Origin of the sequence: Rariglobus hedericola (assembly GCF_007559335.1) — a bacterium.
Lineage (GTDB): Bacteria > Verrucomicrobiota > Verrucomicrobiia > Opitutales > Opitutaceae > Rariglobus > Rariglobus hedericola.
In genome coordinates, this window is sequence record NZ_VMBG01000002.1 from 842,025 (window position 1) to 858,914 (window position 16,890).

General features: G+C 62.2%; 17 protein-coding genes. 5 read left to right on the top strand and 12 right to left on the bottom strand.

Annotated elements, in window-relative coordinates:
- Positions 1-29: 29 nt before the first annotated feature.
- The 7 genes from FPL22_RS13840 to FPL22_RS13870 all read right to left on the bottom strand — a co-directional run bounded on the left by FPL22_RS13840 (position 30) and on the right by FPL22_RS13870 (position 7,356).
- Positions 30-1,091, bottom strand: coding sequence for an AAA family ATPase (locus tag FPL22_RS13840; RefSeq protein WP_144353580.1), 1,062 nt, complete (start codon positions 1,089-1,091; stop codon positions 30-32).
- Positions 1,088-2,671 (bottom strand): cell envelope integrity TolA family protein, encoded by a 1,584-nt coding sequence (locus FPL22_RS13845; protein ID WP_144353581.1) that lies wholly within the window; start codon positions 2,669-2,671, stop codon positions 1,088-1,090. Before FPL22_RS13845 ends, FPL22_RS13840 begins: the two co-directional genes overlap by 4 nt.
- Before the next feature lie 200 nt (positions 2,672-2,871).
- On the bottom strand, positions 2,872-4,326 hold the full coding sequence (locus tag FPL22_RS18125; RefSeq protein ID WP_144353582.1) for a CobW family GTP-binding protein: 1,455 nt from the start codon (positions 4,324-4,326) through the stop codon (positions 2,872-2,874).
- Positions 4,327-4,403: 77 nt separating this feature from the next.
- Entirely contained in the window at positions 4,404-4,883 is a 480-nt protein-coding gene (locus FPL22_RS13855) for a hypothetical protein (protein ID WP_144353583.1), read from the bottom strand.
- A 57-nt stretch (positions 4,884-4,940) separates the two neighbouring features.
- The gene (locus tag FPL22_RS13860) at positions 4,941-5,714 is read right to left on the bottom strand and encodes a prepilin-type N-terminal cleavage/methylation domain-containing protein (RefSeq protein WP_144353584.1); all 774 of its coding nucleotides are present in this window, start codon (positions 5,712-5,714) and stop codon (positions 4,941-4,943) included.
- Positions 5,711-6,532 (bottom strand): hypothetical protein, encoded by an 822-nt coding sequence (locus tag FPL22_RS13865; RefSeq protein ID WP_144353585.1) that lies wholly within the window; start codon positions 6,530-6,532, stop codon positions 5,711-5,713. Before FPL22_RS13865 ends, FPL22_RS13860 begins: the two co-directional genes overlap by 4 nt.
- Positions 6,529-7,356 (bottom strand): DUF4465 domain-containing protein, encoded by an 828-nt coding sequence (locus FPL22_RS13870; protein ID WP_144353966.1) that lies wholly within the window; start codon positions 7,354-7,356, stop codon positions 6,529-6,531. The genes FPL22_RS13865 and FPL22_RS13870 overlap by 4 nt, the downstream gene beginning before the upstream one ends.
- Positions 7,357-7,500: 144 nt before the next feature.
- Here FPL22_RS13870 and FPL22_RS13875 point away from each other — a divergent pair, with 144 nt between their 5' ends.
- Complete coding sequence (locus tag FPL22_RS13875; RefSeq protein WP_144353586.1) at positions 7,501-7,935, top strand: Fur family transcriptional regulator; 435 nt, start codon at positions 7,501-7,503, stop codon at positions 7,933-7,935.
- A gap of 64 nt (positions 7,936-7,999) precedes the next feature.
- Here FPL22_RS13875 and pyk read toward each other — a convergent pair whose 3' ends face one another.
- Positions 8,000-9,427 carry a pyruvate kinase gene (gene pyk, locus FPL22_RS13880; RefSeq protein WP_144353587.1) on the bottom strand — a complete coding sequence of 476 codons (1,428 nt, stop codon included), beginning with the start codon at positions 9,425-9,427 and terminating at the stop codon, positions 8,000-8,002.
- Positions 9,428-9,522: 95 nt separating this feature from the next.
- Positions 9,523-10,314 carry an MBL fold metallo-hydrolase gene (locus tag FPL22_RS13885; RefSeq protein WP_238991421.1) on the bottom strand — a complete coding sequence of 264 codons (792 nt, stop codon included), beginning with the start codon at positions 10,312-10,314 and terminating at the stop codon, positions 9,523-9,525.
- A gap of 187 nt (positions 10,315-10,501) precedes the next feature.
- On the opposite strand from FPL22_RS13885, the gene FPL22_RS13890 reads away from it, so the two are divergent.
- The 4 genes from FPL22_RS13890 to FPL22_RS13905 all read left to right on the top strand — a co-directional run bounded on the left by FPL22_RS13890 (position 10,502) and on the right by FPL22_RS13905 (position 13,164).
- Complete coding sequence (locus tag FPL22_RS13890; protein WP_415663372.1) at positions 10,502-10,927, top strand: 6-pyruvoyl trahydropterin synthase family protein; 426 nt, start codon at positions 10,502-10,504, stop codon at positions 10,925-10,927.
- Positions 10,928-11,025: 98 nt separating this feature from the next.
- Entirely contained in the window at positions 11,026-12,009 is a 984-nt protein-coding gene (gene folE2, locus FPL22_RS13895) for a GTP cyclohydrolase FolE2 (protein WP_144353589.1), read from the top strand.
- A gap of 11 nt (positions 12,010-12,020) precedes the next feature.
- Positions 12,021-12,734: an SDR family oxidoreductase gene (locus tag FPL22_RS13900; protein ID WP_144353590.1), complete on the top strand. Its 714-nt coding sequence runs from the start codon at positions 12,021-12,023 to the stop codon at positions 12,732-12,734.
- Between the two features lie 166 nt (positions 12,735-12,900).
- Positions 12,901-13,164 carry a hypothetical protein gene (locus FPL22_RS13905; protein WP_144353591.1) on the top strand — a complete coding sequence of 88 codons (264 nt, stop codon included), beginning with the start codon at positions 12,901-12,903 and terminating at the stop codon, positions 13,162-13,164.
- A 75-nt stretch (positions 13,165-13,239) separates the two neighbouring features.
- On the opposite strand, the gene FPL22_RS13910 is transcribed toward FPL22_RS13905, so the two are convergent.
- Genes FPL22_RS13910 through FPL22_RS13920 form a run of 3 tightly spaced genes read right to left on the bottom strand, consistent with a single transcriptional unit; the run spans position 13,240 to position 16,884 of the window.
- Positions 13,240-13,821: a mechanosensitive ion channel family protein gene (locus FPL22_RS13910; protein WP_144353592.1), complete on the bottom strand. Its 582-nt coding sequence runs from the start codon at positions 13,819-13,821 to the stop codon at positions 13,240-13,242.
- Positions 13,822-13,824: 3 nt separating this feature from the next.
- Positions 13,825-14,733, bottom strand: a complete 909-nt coding sequence (locus tag FPL22_RS13915; protein ID WP_144353593.1) for a PfkB family carbohydrate kinase — start codon at positions 14,731-14,733, stop codon at positions 13,825-13,827.
- Positions 14,734-14,790: 57 nt separating this feature from the next.
- Positions 14,791-16,884, bottom strand: coding sequence for an HAD-IIB family hydrolase (locus FPL22_RS13920; RefSeq protein WP_144353594.1), 2,094 nt, complete (start codon positions 16,882-16,884; stop codon positions 14,791-14,793).
- Positions 16,885-16,890 lie beyond the last annotated feature (6 nt).

A 16,890-nucleotide genomic window follows, 5' to 3' on the forward strand; every position in this document is an offset into this window, starting at 1 on the left:
TGAGCGATGGGCGGGACGGAGGCCGGAGATCAGACGCTCCAGGCGGCCTGGCGGGTCTTGATGAGCTCGGCGAGGAGCTGGTCAATGTTCACGCCGTCGGCCTGGGCTTCGAAGTTGAGGATGACGCGGTGATTGAGCACGGCGGGGGCGACTGCGATCACATCCTCGGTGGCGACATGGTAGCGGCCGGCCAGCACGGCGCGGACTTGGGCGGCGAGGAGACAGGCCTGGCCGGCGCGCGGGCTGGCGCCGTAGCGGGCGTAGCGTTTGAGGCCGGGCGAGGCGTATTCGGTTTCCGGATGCGTGCCCATGACGAGTTCCACCGTGCGGCGGCGGACGGTGTCCGGAATGGGGACGCGGCGGGCGAGCTGACCCATGCGGACGAGCTCGGCGCCGTCGAAGACCGGCTGCACGCGAGCGGTGGTGGCGCCGGTGGTGCGGGCGAGGATGTTTTCGAATTCGGCGAAACTCGGGTAGGGGACGACGAGACGGAAAAAGAAGCGGTCGAGCTGGGCTTCGGGAAGCGGGTAGGTGCCCTCCTGTTCGAGTGGATTCTGGGTCGCGAGGACGAAGAAAGGCGCTTCGAGGCGGTGGGTTTCGCCGCCCGTGGTGACGGATTTTTCCTGCATGGCCTCGAGCAGGGCGGATTGGGTCTTGGGGGTGGCGCGGTTGATTTCGTCACCGAGGAGGAGGTTGCAGAAAAGGGGACCGCGGGAGAATTCGAAGCGGGCGGCGCCCTTGCCATCGTCGATGAAGATGCGCGTGCCGACGAGATCGGCGGGCATGAGATCGGGGGTGAACTGGACACGACCGAACTTGAGGTGAAGGGCGTCGGCGATGGTTTTGACGAGGAGTGTCTTGCCGAGACCGGGCACGCCCTCGAGGAGAACGTGGCCGCCGGCGACCATGGCGGTGAGGCAGTGGTCGATGATCGCATGTTGTCCGACGATGACCTGGCCGAGGGTTTCCTTGAGAAGTTTGAAGGCGTCGCGGAAGCGGGCCAGCTCGGCCTCGGTGGCGGGGTCGAGGTCGGGCGCGGGGACGACGGGATCGGGGTGTGACGCGGGCGGCGGAAGAAGCGGATCGGTCATGGAGTTTTGGATACGGGAGACGGTGTTTCCTGGGAAGGGCGGATGAGCTGGAAATAGCGGTGGATCGAGCGGCGGTGCTCGAGCGGGAGGGACTCGTCCTCGACGGCCTCGCGGGATAGGCGGGTGAATTCGGCGATCTCGGCCTCGGTGGCATTGGCGGCTAGGGCCGGTGCGGCCTCGGAGGCCTTGATGGTGCGTTTGGTGCTCTCACCGTCGGCGTTGACGGTGCCGGTGAGTGACTCCTTGCGGGAGGCGGGATCGAGGGCGTTCTCCGCGCCAAGCGAGTGGTCGCCCGCGGCGTCGCCGATGCCCTTGCCGGACTGACCGCCGCCCGGGCCACGCCCGGGTTTGTCACCCTGCATTGCGAGCGACATGGGTTCGGTGGATTCACCGGGCTTCTTGCCCTCGGCGAGCGCGAGACGGGCTTCGGAAAGGGAGCGGGAAACGGAGGCGAGGGAGGCGCGCGCGACGTCTTTGGCGGCGGCTTCGCGGGATTGTTCTGCTAGCGATGCGGAACCCTCGCCGGCGGATTTTTTGTCTCCAGTCTTGGCGGCTTCGCTGAGTTTCTTGGCGGTGTCGGCGAGTTTGGCGTCGCCCTTTTTGGCGGCTTTTTCGGACAGCTGGGCGAGGCGTTTGGCGGCCTCGGCGCCGGTGCCGTCTTTGAAGGCGAGTTTGGTGTCAGCCGAGGCGAGGGAAGCGGCGGCTTTGTCGAGTGCGGAAGCTGCGGCGGCAAGGTCACGCTCCTTGAGCGCCTTGGCGGCGGCTTCCATGCCCTCGATGCCGGCGAGCGCGTCGGCGAGATCCTCGGCATGGTTGGAGATGCCACTCTCGGCGACGGCGGCGGTGGCCTCGGCGAGTTTGGATTCAACTCGGGCAAGAGCGACGAGGAGTTCGCGTTCTGAGAGGTTTTGCTCGGCGAGTTTGGTTTGGAGTTCGGTGAGCGTTTCGCGGAAGGCATCCCACTCCTTGCCCTTCAAGTCATCGGCGGTTTTCTCCCAGGTTTTGGCGAGTTCGGCCAAGGCGGTGTGTTGTTCGGCGCGGAGGGCGGCGGCGGGATCAGGGCTGACGGGGACGGAGCGGGGTAACAAGACGAGCGCGAGCAGGGCGGCGAGGATGGCGGAGCCGGTGGCAAAACCGGTGCGACGCGGCCAGCGGACGGGCCAGGCGATGTTCCAATCGGCGGAGGACGTGTGGGCGACCGCCTGACGGAGAATGGCGGCGCGCCAGGCGGGGGAGGTGCGATCGGCGAGCTCACGCGCGGCCAGAGCTTCATCGGCGAGACCGAACTGGCGGTCGATGCGGGCGTGGATGACGGCGGGTGAGAGCGGACGAAGGTGACCGACGAGCCAACCGGCGGCCGGTGCGGCGACGGCGGCGGTGATCAGAGAAAGAGAGAAATCGGAGTTGAGCCCGGTCGCAGCGGAGCCGGCCGCGAGGGCGGCGAGCGGGACGGCGCAGAAAGCTCCCGAGACTAGGCCGGAGCGGGCGCGGGCCAGACGGATACGGGATTCGGCGCGGGCGATCAGGGACGTCCACGCCTGTTCAAGGGCGGCGGAATCGGGGTGATCGGGGGGCGACATGGGGTAATCGGACCCGGTTGATCTATGCGAGGTTGCGTAGGACCGTCGGGCGAAAAGAGATCGAACGCAAAAAAGGTGCAGATCAATCCTTACCGTGTCAGGGCATGTAAAATTAATGTCATGCCTTGGCGTAAGGCAGGACGCTTATCCCCAAAGCAAGGGGGCTTCGGTGATGGAACCAAGGCCGCCCGAGCGATGAATCAGACGAGGCAGGATTTAAAGCCTTCGTTGAGGGCTTCGCGGTCGAGGTTTTTGCCGATGAAGACGAGGGTGTTGGTGCGCGGGGCGCCGGCCCAGGGCTTGTCCATCTTGGCGTCGAAGAGCATGTGCACGCCTTGGAAAACGAGGCGGTTGGGCGAACCCTTCACGGAGAGGACGCCTTTGCAGCGGTAGATGTCGTTACCCTTCACTTTGAGGAGTTCGCTGATCCACGCATTGAGGCGTTTGCCGTCGAGGTCGCCGGTCGTGGTGATACCGACGCTGGTCACATCGTCGTCGTGGCTGTGGGTGTGGTCGTAGTCTTGCTGCCAGCCGGGCTTTACGGTTTCGCCCATGACTTCGATGTGGAGCGGATGGTGTCCGCAGGCTTCGAAGACCATGAACAAACCGGGCTCGGCGATGGTGAGGCCGAAGTGCGCGTGGGATTTCTCGCCGATCTGGAGGCGCTGGAGGGTGCCGCCGGGGACGATGGCGTTGCCAGGTTTCACCTGGTTTTCCCAGTCGGAGAATACGAGCACGGCGGCATCGCGGGCGGCGACGAGGTCGGCTTCGGCGAAGGACTTCACGGGCATGACGACGATGTCGAGAGTGCCGTCGGGGCCGTGGTGGTGATGATGGCCGTCGGCGCCGTGGTCGTGGTCACCGTGATCGTGGCCTTCGTGGGAGTGGTCGTGGCCGCAGCAGTCGTCGTCGCTGTGGCCGATGATCAGTTGGTGGTTGCCCTTGGGGATCGCGTAAACGCCGGCCCATTCGAACGGGTAGGACGGCTCCATGAACTTGGGATCAAGCTCGGTGGCGCGGGAGAGTTGGAAGCCGCCGACGTTGAGGACGGAGGAAAGTGGGATGTCGGCGTTTTGGGCGCGGTGGATTTTGGCGGCGCCGTTCATCTTGTGGATGCGGGCTTCGAGCGCATCGAGATCGGCGGGGGAGACGAGGTCGGTTTTGTTGAGGATGATGACGTCGGCGAAACCGATCTGCTTCTTCACCTCGGGAGAATCGTCGATGTGTTGGAGGACGTGTTTCGCGTCAACGAGGGTGATGATGCTGTCGAGGCGGAAGGCCGCCTTCATCTCGTCGTCGGTGAAAAACGTCTGCGCAACGGGGCCGGGGTCGGCGAGGCCGGTGGTCTCGATGATGATGCCGTCGAGACGGTCTTTACGCTTCATCAGTCGGCCGAGGATGCGGATCAAATCGCCACGCACGCTGCAGCAGATACAGCCGTTGTTCATCTCGAAAATCTCTTCGTCGCTCTGGATGACGAGCTGGTTGTCCACGCCGACCTCGCCGAATTCGTTTTCGATGACGGCGAGTTTTTTTCCGTGCTGCTCCGTGAGAATACGGTTGAGGAGCGTGGTCTTGCCGGCGCCGAGAAAGCCGGTGAGGACGGTGACGGGAATGGGGGCGGGAGCAGCGGACGCGGAAGTGGTCGGGGACATGATTAAAGGAGAAGTGATGACTTAACCCAACAGACGATTGAAGCGCAAACTGGGACGCGATTTGCGCGGCGCCGTGTTCAATGGCTGTGGCCGTGGGTGTCGTGGATGCCGTAGGCCCAGAGCGTATCGCGCCAGAGCACGCGGTCGCCCTGACGGAGGATGAGTTTCACCTTGGAGTGAGCGTAGGGATCGACGCGGAGTTTGCCCGGACCGAAGCGGCTGGCGGCGGCATCCCAGGCAAGCGTTTCGTTGCCGAAGTCGCCGGAGATTTCGAGGGTGGTGTCGGCGGCGGGCGCGGGGGAAATGGTGGCCGAAATAGCGGGGGCGACCCAGCCGAGCTCGATGGTGGCGGGAGCACCGGCGATCTTGATGTCGTAGAGCGCGCCTTGGGTGACGCCGCGACGGGCGTCGTGAGCTTCTTCGTCGAGGTTATGCTGGTAAACCGGGATGAACAGGATGCCACCGACGACCAACGCGACGAGAGTGATGGCGAGAAGCGCCTTGATCGACCAGCGACGGGTGGGGGCTACAAGAGTGGGTTCGTCGGAGTAGGACATGGGCAATGAATGACCCATGACGAATGTCCGCAGATCGTTGAAGAGCAAACTACGCTGTTACCATTCGGGGTAGTTGGGATTCCAGTAGCCGTTGTGGTCGGCGGGGCCGAACCAGCCGATGGCGAGGGCGCGACTGTCACCGCCGTAGTAGTTGGCGGTCTCGGCGGTGGAGTTGGGCAACTCGGCGGTCACGTGGCCGTCGCACCAGGCGATGTGGGCTTTGCCGTCGTGGCGGAAGTGGGTGCTGGGCTGGAGCGCGCCGTTGGGCTGGCCCGAAGGCGCGAGCGATTCGTAAGGCTCGGTGAAGGCGTATTCCTGCGGTCCGGTCGCGACGGCGAAAGCGGTGCTGGCAAACATCACGGTGCGTGCGGGACGCGGGAGGCGGTTGACGTAGGTCGGTTTGGTCCAGTCCTGCGGAGTGCCGCCTATGTAGGCGGAGTTGTAACCGTAGCCGCCGGTGCCGAGTTCGAAGGAGGTCGTTGATTTTTGCAGCAGATCGAAACGCGGGCAGTTTTTGACGCGGCCGCTTTCGCCGAGGTAGGGCGCGAGATAACCTTTTGAAGGATCGAACGGTTTGCTGCTGCTCTCGCGTTCGCCGTGCCAGCGTTTGCGGTTGTTGACCGAAGTGGCGGGCACGAATTGTCCACCGTGGTCGGAAGCGTAACCGAGGTTGGCCTGCGCGAGCTGGCGAAGATTACTGAGACCGGTGATGCTTTGCGCGGATCCGCGAAGGCGACTGGTCAAGGGGATGATTATCACGGCGAGTATGCCGATGATGACCACCACCATGAGCAGCTCGATGAGCGTGAAGCCTTGGCGGGAGTTTTTCACGAACGGCGGCGGCGCGTCCCGATGAAGCACACGGATGCGAAACCGGCGAGCAGCGCGAGAGACGCCGGTTCAGGAATGGCCTCGTAGCGAACACCGATCGCGTCGAGGTCGAAGCCGCCGGTGTTGAACGGCGTGGAGTAGGGATCGTTGATGATGTTGCCCAAGGAATCGTAACTCGCGTGGGCGGGATCGATGGTGCCGACGACATCCACGATGCGCACGTGAGTGATCGCGTTGATGTCGAGGAGTGAGCCGATGATGGAAAGCTCGGAGAGATCGAAACCGGTTCCCCAGCCGGTGCGGTATTTGCCGGCGAGGTTGTGAAGGTTGGTGGTGTCCACCGAGCCGAAGCCGCCGATTTGCGTGGTGACGGGTGTGAGCGAGACCGATTCGAAACGGAAAAAATCAATGCCGTTGGAACTGACCTCGACGAAGGCGAGTTCGAGGAAGGTATTGCTGAAACCGTTTTCGAAAACGGCGAAATCCCAGCCCGCGCCGTTGGTGATGGGTTTGTCGAAAGTGAGGGTGATCCAGCCGCCGTCGCCAAGGCTGACGACTTCATACACGTCGTCTTCGCCATCGCCGCCGGGCGAACCGAGCGCGGAGTTTCCGGTGCCGAAAGACGCGTTGCCGAGACCGGGGTTGGCGATGTTAACGGGACCGCGCACGAGCTCGGATACGCCGGTCGCCCAAGCGGTGAACGCGGAGTCGTTCATGTGAATGGCCTCGGAGCCTTCGGTGCCGGCCGGACCCGAGTAAGGGCCACCGTGCGCGAGTGGAGCGAGGGCGAGAAACGAAATGATTACGGCGAGTTTCATGAGCGGCGGCGGCGGGTGAGTGCGAGGACGAGAGTGAACGCGCCGACGAGAGCGGCGTAGGCGGAGGGCTCGGGCACAGCGGTCACTCCGCCGAGCGCGAAGTAGCTGGGGGTGTTCATGCCGTAGTCGCCGCTATCGCTGGAGGTTAGTGTGAATTCCAGGGTGTGCACGCCGGTGCCGAGTCCGGTGAGATCAACGTCCGTCCAGTCGGTGATGATGTAGTCGAGTTCGTTGTCAGCGAAGCGGAAGTCGGCGAGGTAAAATTCGACCGAGCCGAGGGTGGCGTTGAACGCATCCTTGCCAGTGATGGTGAGCAGGAACCAGTCGGCATCGTTGCCGGAGACGCCGCCGAATTTTTTGGCGAAGCTGTCGCCGTTGAGCATCGAGTCGTAGGCGTAGGTGGTATTGGTGAGCGTGAGCGACAGCGGGGTGTCGATACCGGCGGGAAGTGTGATCGTAGTGGGCCCGTCGTAGCTGGAGACGTAGGCGATGCCGTAGGGAGTGCCGGTGGTTAGAGCTCCGGGGAACGCACTGTATTGGTTGGCCATGCCCGCGGTGACGGAATCGGCGGTGGTCGAGTAAGCCCAGCCGGACCAGGAGCCCCAGTCGCTGTTGTAGTAGTTGACGAACTGCGCGCCGCCGCTCGTGAAGCCACCGGCCGAATCGGAGCCGTAGTAATATACGCCGTTGCCGGGGCCCTCGTAGGACTGGGCGGGACCGGATTCGGTCGAGGTGTTCACATCGAAAAAGTCGATGGTGAGCGCCGAAAGCGAAGTGGCGGCAGCTAGGAATACAGAACTGAAAAGCAGACGGATGACGTTCATGAGCGGGCGTTGATGAACGCGCAGAGCAGGGTTGTGCAAATACAAAATGGCAGTGCGATGCCAAATTAAGTATTGTTGCAGAGCGTGTGAAGCGGAGATTGAGGCAGGTTGACGTGACTGCCGGACACGGGTTTATCGGTGGATATGCCCACCCCAGCCAAACGGATTCATGCCACGCGACAGCGGGTCGCGATCAACGCGGCGCTGGACGGTGCGAAAGGTCCGCTGACTGCGGAGGAAGTGTGGGTGCTCGCGAAGAAAGCGAAGCCGGGGCTGGGTTTGCGCACGGTGTTTCGGAATTTGCAGGAACAGGTGGACGAGCAGGCGTTGCTGCGCGTGGTGTTTCCAGGACAGCCGCCGCGCTACGAAAAACCTTCGCCGCGGCACCATCCGCATTTCGTGTGTTTGAAATGCACGGGGGTCTTCGATCTGCCGGGCGAGACGCCGGATGTGCGTGCGCAATGCGAACTGCCAGCCGGGTTCGAGGCGGTGGGCAGCGAGGTGACGCTGTTTGGTTATTGCGCGGACTGCCGGTCTGAGAAGACCGCACCGCGTGCGGCTCGCGCGAAGCAGGCATAAAAAAAGCGCGCCCGTTGAAGGGCGCGCTTGATAGGGCGGACGGTGAGGCCGACCGTTTCTGAAATCAGCGAACGGTGCGGAGCTGCACGCTGTCGACGAGGCGGTCCTCGGTGAGGATGTCGGTGGCGACGATCAGCTTGTCACCGACCTGCACGCGGCCCTCGCGAACGAGGAGGGCGATGGCGTTTTCGATGGTCGCGTTGGGATCGCTTTCGAGCTCGAGGATGAACGGCTCGACGCTGCGCATGATGCGAAGCTGGCGAAGCGTCTCGATGGTGTTGGTCATCGCGTAGATCGTGGCGTGCGCGGGGCGGAGAGCGGCGAGACCGCCGGCCATGTTACCGTGGCGGGTGAAGGTCAGGATGGCCGAGCCGGGGAACTGGTGCGCGAGCAACACGGCGGATTTGAGGAGCTTGATCTTATCGCCGGAGACATGCTCGGGCTCGGCGAACGGGAACGGGCCTTCGAGCTCGATGCGGCGGGCGATCTTGTCGAGGGTCTGCACGCATTCCATCGGGTATTTGCCGACGGTGGTCTCGCCGGAGAGCATGACGCAGTCGGCTTTTTCGTAAACGGCGTTGGCGACGTCGGTGATCTCGGCGCGGGTGGGGACCGGCGAACTGATCATCGATTCGAGCGTGTGCGTCGCGATGATCACGGGCTTGCCGTGATGGAAGCAGGCCTTGACGGCGCGGCGCTGGATGACGGGGAGATCCTCGAGCGGGCACTCGATGCCGAGGTCACCGCGGGCGACCATCAGGGAGTCGGTGGCCTTGATGATTTCATCGAGGTTGGCGATGGCGGTCTGATCCTCGATCTTGGCGATGATCTTCGCCTTGGAGCCGTTGTTGGCGATGAACTCGCGGAGCTGGACGATGTCCTTGGCTTCGCGGACGAAGGACAAGGCGACGAAGTCGATGCCTTCCTCGATGCCCATGAGGGTGTCGAGACGGTCCTTCTCGGTGAAGGAGGGAAGGTTCACCTTCACGCCGGGGAGATTGATGTGGCGGCGGGAGCTGAGGGCGCCGGGGGTGAGGACTTTGCAGCGGATGTGATTGTGATCCTTGGCGAGGACCTCGAAGCGCATGAGACCGCTGTCGACCAGAACGATGTCACCGACGTGGATGTCGTTGACGATGTCCTGATAGTTGACGTTCACGGAGCGGATTTCTTCGCCCTCGCGGTCGCTGGGTTTGACGGTGAAGTCGAAGGTCTCGCCGACCTTGAGCTCGATGGGGGCCTCGACGTCGCCGGTGCGGATTTCAGGACCTTTGATGTCCATCATGATGGCGATCTCGCGGCCGATCTTCTTGGAAACGGCGCGGATGCGGCGGATCACGGCGCGGGTCCATTCGTGGTTGCCGTGGGCCATGTTGAGGCGGGCGATGTCGGCGCCTCCCAAGATGAGCTTCTCCAGCATTTCCTCGCTTTGAGTGGCAGGGCCGAGCGTGAAGATGATCTTGGTGCGACGAAGGGACGTGGACGTATGCATAAACAGAGGATTCAGGCCGTTCGGCTCACCGATGGTCAATCTTTCTAAGCAGGCCGTGCGCTTAAAGAGCTGCCCTAAATTGTATTAAATGCGAATTACAGCTCGCAGACGGCCGTTCCCCCCCCCGAGGCGACGATGTTGAACTGGCAGGTCAGCCGTGCACGCAGGTCTATAAGCGCCTTGTCGATGGCCTCGTGGCTGTTGCAATCGCGTGACAAGTGCGTGAGGAAAATCTGGCTCCAGCGCGGGCTCGCGACGGCACCGAGCAAGTCGCACATGGCTTGGTTGGACAGATGACCGTGGCGGCCGGAGATGCGCTGCTTGGTCGGCCAGGGGCGTTTCACATCGGCTTCGAGCAGGCGCGGGCAGTGGTTGCTTTCGACGACAACCACATCGACGTCGCGGATGCGTTCATGGATGTGTTGCGGTGCGTGACCGAGGTCCGTCAGCCACGCGATCCGGCGGCGCGGGGTGAACAGATCCGCCTCGTGCCCGTGCGAAAAGGTAAAGCCCACCGGTTCCTGCGCGTCGTGCGGCACATGAAAACTCTCGATCTCCAAGTCGCGAAAATGGAAACGCGAACCGGTTTCGAAGATCTGCCATTCCACCTTGTGATCGACCTTGGCCTGCACGGCGCGGGCGGTGGCGGCGTTGGCGAAGACCTTGATATGCGGAAACTTTTTCAATCCCTCGATACCGGCGCAATGATCGCCATGTTCATGCGTGATAAACACCGCGTCGATCTGCTCCAGCGCCTCGCCCGCGTCGTGGAGGAGCTGGCGAAGTTTGCGTTGGGTGAAGCCGGCGTCGATCAGCACGCGCGCCTGATCGGTGCGCAGCACGGCGCAATTGCCCGCACTGCCACTGCCCAGGATTCTGAAACGCATCGCCATGTAGTCACCGATGAAGGCTGCGCGGGGCGGACGCGCAAGGGGGTTTTTGCATCCGGCGCGTGCAGACTGCGTATCTGCCTGCGCGTGAATTGACCGCGAAGCGTTTTTGCGTATGTCCTGTTTGCTCCACATGCCGAAGAAAGCCGCCAAATCCAAACCTGCCGCTCCTGTCCTGCGCCCGATGAAAGGCGTGGTCACGATCACTCGCCAGGTGCATTTCAACTCGGCGCACCGTCTCTGGAATCCTACCAAGAGCCAGGCGTGGAACGAGAAACAGTTTGGTCTTTGCACGAATCCGCACTGGCACGGTCACAACTATGTGCTGGAGGTTTCCCTGCGCGGGCAGCCCGATCCCGACACCGGTTGCATCATGGATCTCGGCGATCTCAAAGATCTCTTGAACACGCACGTCGTGGACAAGTGCGATCATCGCAACCTTAACGACCAGGTCGATTTCCTGCGCGGTATCATTCCCTCGACCGAAAATCTGGTCATCGCCTTCTGGAATGAACTCCAGCCGCACATTCCCGCCGGCCGCCTGTATTGCGTGAAGCTTTACGAAACCCCGCGCAACTTTGCCGAATACCACGGTCCGGATGTTTCTTAATCACTAAGCGGGCGCGTCCACCCCGCGCTTTTTTCAACTTTCAGCGTTTGCGAGCGGTTATCGTCACCCGCCGGACGCAGCAAAAAACAAAAACGAATATGCCGTCTTCCAAGAAAAAGCCCATGTATCTGCATCGCACCGCCGACGGTGCGGCCCCGCGCATCCAGCGCGGTTATGATACGAAGTTCAAAGTCACGCCCGCGTATCGCGCGTCGCTGCCCGACATGATGGAGACGGCCGAGGCGATCCCCGGCGCGCATGTGCCGATCCAGCAGGTCGGCATCTCAAATTTTAAACTGCCGCTCAAATACCGGACGAAGGACGGCAAGACGCTCACCCTCGAGACAAGCGTCACGGGAACGGTTTCGCTGCAAGCCGAGTTGAAGGGCATCAACATGAGCCGGATCATGCGCTCCTTCTACGATCACAAGGACGAGGTCACCACCGGCGAGTGGATGGGCAAGATTCTCAAAAGCTACTTGCGCAAGGTCGAGAGCAAGGCCGCGCGCTTGAAGATTCGTTTCTCGTATCCGATGACGCAGACCAGCCTGCGCAGCGGCTTGGACGGCTTTCAGTTTTACGACGTCGCTTTCGAAGGCGTGATGACGGCCGACGGACGTTACCGCCGGTTCATCCAGTTTGATTTTGTGTATTCGTCGGCCTGCCCGTGCTCGGCAGAGTTGTCGGAACATGCGCGAGATCAGCGCGGTGCCTACACCGTGCCGCATTCGCAGCGTAGCAAGGCGCGGCTGCTCATCGAGGAAGTCGAAGGCAAAAAAATCTGGATCGAGGACATCCATGCGCTGTGCGTGCGCGCGCTGCGGACCGAGACGCAGGTGATGGTGAAACGTGAAGACGAGCAGGCGTTCGCCGAGCTCAACGGCGCGCACCTCAAGTTTGTCGAGGATGCCGCGCGCCTGCTCTACGCGGAACTCGCCAAGGACAAACGCATCGCGGACTTCCAGATCGCCTGCTCGCATCAGGAGTCGCTGCACTCGCATGACGCGGTGAGCGTCATCTGCAAAGGCGTGCCCGGCGGACTGGCGGCGGACTTCACCGAGTTTGGTCTGCTGCGTTGCTGATTCCGCACTTTATGAAATCTCCCGTCATTCTCATCACCGGCGCGTCGCAGGGCATCGGGGCAGCCATCGCCAAAGTGTTTGCCAAGGAGATGGGCAAAGGGGCGCGGCTCGCGCTCGTGGCTCGCAACGCCCGCAACCTGTCGACCGTGGCGCGCGCCTGTGCGAAAGCCGGGGCAACCGTCGAAGTGTTTGCCTGCGATGTGACCGACGAAGAGGCGGTGTCGGCGATGGCGGCGGCAGTGGTGAAACGTTTTGGCGTGGTCGATGTGCTCATCAATAATGCGGGTGTTTTTGAAGCGGCTGCATTTACGAAGACCAAGGTGGCGACGTTTGACCGCATCCTGGCGGCGAACCTGCGTAGTGCGTTTTTGGTTACGCAGGTGTTCGTGCCGGCGATGATCGCCAAGAAACACGGCGACGTGTTTTTCATGAGTTCGATCGCCGGTCTCGAAGCGTATCCGAACAGCGCGGCGTATTGCGCGGCAAAATTCGGGGTTACCGGGCTGGCGAAAGTGTTGCGTGCCGAGACGCGCGAGCATGGCGTGCGCGTGTGTTGCGTGCATCCCGGTGCGACATGGTCACCGTCGTGGTCGTCGAGCGGCGTGCCCGAGGATCGCATCATGCCGGCCGAGGATGTGGCGCGGGCGTTTTTCGATATTTACCGGCTCAGCCGTAATACGGTGATCGAGGAAATCGTGCTGCGTCCGCAATTGGGGGACCTGTAATTTGGCGTCGCCGCAGGACTGCACGCTGCAAGGCGGGTGCAGGGTGGGTATTGCGATTTGCAAGAGGACTTTCCTCGGAACAAACCGAGCGCGGAAGTAAGGTGTTTGAAATGGGAGTGTTATATTTTGGCACCTAGGCTGGCACGCATCCGGCGATAGTGAGTGCATGAACACGTCGAACGCATTTGCATTCATCATCACTGGGCTACTGGCGGAGGCCCTGCATTTTCTTCCTGAGGTCACCGGTGTGCGCGAAATGTGGCTCATGCTTATGGGCGTAGTGCTCATGCTCACCGGCGGTGTGTATCTGGCCCAAGCGTCCTGCGTGTGGCTGATTCCCCGTATGGTCACGCCAATGCTGGCCTTGTTGCCGAGCCGGACCTCCACCGGAACGCGCAGTGTGCCCGAGGGCGATCAAGCCACGGTGTAACCTGGCCGGTCTTTTAATGAGGCGAAAAAGCCCCGCAGCCTTTGGTGCTGCGGGGCTTTTTGTAATTACGAGGGTTTAAATTCGTGCGTGATCGGTCTTGTTGAGTTGTTCGGCCAGCGAATGAGCGGAGCGTAGGGTGGGCGCACGCCGCTTCATGACGCGTTGAAAAAACAGATTGTTCGGGATCTGCATGACGCCGGAGTCCTCGGTTTGAAGCGTGGTGAAGATGAAGTTCAAATTGACCACGCGGCCGCGGACTTCCTCGCCGACAAATTCCACCTCGTCGCCGATATCAAACGGGCGCGTGATCAAAATCACCAGCGTGCACAACCAGTTGGACAGGACGCTCCACACGGCGATGAAACCGATGGCAACCATGGCGAGCACGGTGGTAAGCATCGTCCAGAGTCCGCCCAAATTGAATCCGAATACACCGAGCAGCAGCACGAGCGTGGCGCCGGTGATGATCCAGTCGCCGATCTTGAGGAACGGGGCGACATCGCGGTGTTCGAGGCGGGTGCGGTCGGCGAGGAGCTTGAGTCCGCGGTTGAGGACGAAATGCAGGATGAATGCGCCGATGATGATGGCGATTGCGGCGGGCAGGCTGGTGATGACGCGGGCGAGGGCGAGTTGGAGTTGCGGGAGGATGTTATCCATTAATCAGTGTTTCAGGTGGGTTGATGACGAAGGGTAGGCCGGAGTCGCGCCGCGCTGGGACGCGACCCATTCACCCGTGCGGCAGGCGCGGGCGAGGCTCTCTTCGTCGGAGAGCCGGCGCTGGAGAAGATGAGTGAGTAACGAGGCTAGAAAAGAGTCGCCGGCACCGACCGTATCGACGACCTCGACGGGCCGGCCGGGCTCCCAGTGCCACACACCGTCGCGAAGAAGCCCTGCGCCGCGTGAACCTGCCGTGATGCAGATGATCGGGCATCCGGCGATGTGATGAAGGCTGCGCGCGTGGGTTTCTTCTTTGCCGGGGATCTCCTCCCATTCGCCGCAAAGGCGGGCGGCTTCCTCGGCGTTGAGTTTTAAGAGAGTCGCACGCGGGGCGAGTCCGCGCACGAGCTCCAAGTCGTCGTGCGGAGCGCGGAGGTTCACATCAAACACACGCCACGCCTGGTCGCGGCCGGGCAGCACGTCGAAGATGCGGTTGAGAACCGTGCGGTTAAACGGCGAGCGTTGGGCGAGTGAACCGAATACGAGTGCCTGCGCCCCGACGGCGGCCTGGGCGACGTCCTGAGTCATGAAAATCTGATCCCAGGCAACGCTGGTCGTGATGTCGTAACGCGCATCGCCATTGTCACCAAGCACGGCGCGCACGTAACCGGTGGGCAGGCCGCTGTGACGGGTGATGAGCTCCGTATCCAAATCCCAGTTGCGCAGGCGCAGCAGAAGTTCCTCGCCGAGCAAGTCGCGGCCGATGGCGGAGACGAGGCGGACATCGGCACCGTGCTGTTTGAGGTGATAGCCCACGTTAAACGGTGCTCCGCCGGCGAAGAGACCGGCGGGGAGGAAATCCCAAAGGATTTCACCGAAGCAGAGGATGCGCGGAGGGACGGATGACGGCATGGCGGAGGACGGAAGACGGAGGACAGAATACAGACGGAATACGGGGGACGGACGGAGTTAGTCGTTGGTGAGGTGGGCGGGGTCGGCTTCGATTTCCTGGCAGGCGCGGATGAAGCACGCGGCGGACCACGCCTGGTAGGCCTTGCCCATGGGGCGGCCGGTCTGGCCGTGGGCCCACTCGTTGAATTCCCATTCCTGGTCGCGGCCGAGCTGGTTGAGTTTGGCGAGGCGCACCAGTTCACGGCAGGCGACCTCGTGGAAGCCGAGCCGATGAATGAAGCGCACCCACATGCCGCCGATAAACGGCCAGATGCCGCCGTTGTGATAGTGATGCGGCAGGTTGAGAAGATTGACCGTGTAGTAGGCACGCCAGTCGGGATCGCCGGCTTGCACGACCGGGTAAAGGTTGGCGCCGGGGTGAGGCTCATTGACGCCGACGCCCCACATGAAACGAAATGCGGTGCGGGCGCGGTCCGCATCCAGAAGGTTCATCAGGTAGGCGAGGATGTTGGCGTAAACATCGCAGCGCCAGTTGAAGGCAAACGGCGTGATCTCGGCGATGAGGTATTGGGTGTCGCCCATGCCAAACTGGCGTGAAGCGAAACGATTCGGAGCTTTGTCGGCGGCGCTGGGAGCCGTGCTCGGCCAGAAAAGATCCAGCACGCGGCCGCGAATGTTCTGCGACCAGCGGAGATAATCAGTGGCGCGTTCGTAGTCGCCGAGGAATTCTAGCATGCGGCCGTAGCAGACGTTGGCGCGATACCAGAGCACCTCGTCGTAAAGGACGTTGTAACTGCGGCCGAAGAGATCGGTCCAATCACCGGCTTCGGGGATTTCGAGAAGGCCGTCGTTGTTGCTGTCGTGCGCGCTGAGCCAGTTCATGGCGAGCTGAAGACGCTCGGCGTGGTGGCGCAGGAAGTCGTGGTCGCCGGTCGTGGTTACGAAATTATAAAACGCGATGATCACCCACAGTCCGCTGTCGATGGAGCAAATGCTGCCGACGCCCGAGTAGTCGGGGATGCCATCGTCGATGCGAACGTTGGCGGGGATTTGTCCGGTGGGTGAGGCCGCGTTGAGCAACGTGTCGAGCGTGCGGCGCTGGCATTCGCGGATGTCGGCATCGTCGAGATCAAGGGTGTTGATGACTGTGATCGCGCCGTCGCGGGCCCAGACGCTGCGATAATTCGCATCGGTGCCGGTCACGGTGTTGTCTTCCAGCGAACAGGCGGAGAAACCGATCGGCGTGATGTTTTTTCGAAGGGCGATAAGCGCCTTTTCGTAGGCGGTCTTCAAGAAGTCCTTCTCGCTGTTATCGAGGGAGCCGAGACGCGTGCCGGTGAACAGCATGCGGAAACCGGGGGTGGTTTCATGACCGGGTTGCGGCGTGGTCTGGCTGGAGGGCAACTCGGCGATCACTCCGTAATGACGCAAGCCGTCGAGCACGCCGTCAGCCATGACGAGACGCGAACAGTAGGCGGGAACATCGACCGTGGCCTCGAAGAGTTCAGGCAATGCGTTTTCCACGATGATGCCTTTGATGCCGGGCAGGCGGAACATGCTGCTGTCGTTGCCGGTGTCGCCGGCGACGGCCACTTGGGCGAGCGGGATGGCAAGATGTCCCGCGAGCCACTGGAGTGCGCCGCCCTTGGTGGCGCGACGCGGCAGGATGTCCAGGTCACGATTACTTGAATACACGATGCAGGCCTCGATTCCGGCGGCGGAGAGATGTTGATCGATGCTGCGAAGGGTTTCCGGCGTGGCGCTGTCGAGATACCAGCTGGATTTGAACTCCTCCTGGAAGTCGGCGGGTTGAGGACGTATGCCCGGCGTGCGGGCGACGATCTCGATGGCGCGAGAGAGATCCCAACCGTGGCGGATGTGCGCGGAGAATTCCTCCATGGATTTCTTGGCGCGGGTTTGCTGGATGCGCGTGCCGACTCCGCCGATGTAGTAATCGGGCGCGGGGAGTTTTCCGTCGGCGACGAGTTGCTGCATGTCGGCGACGAGGCGACCGCTGTTATAAACCAACAGCGGGCGTTTTTCGGCGGACAGGGATTTCCACGCGGTGGCAAAACGACGGGCCGACTCGGAGTTGCCGAGCAGGGTGTTGTCGATGTCGCTGCAGAAAAGACGGATGGATTCAGTGCTCATGGTTTT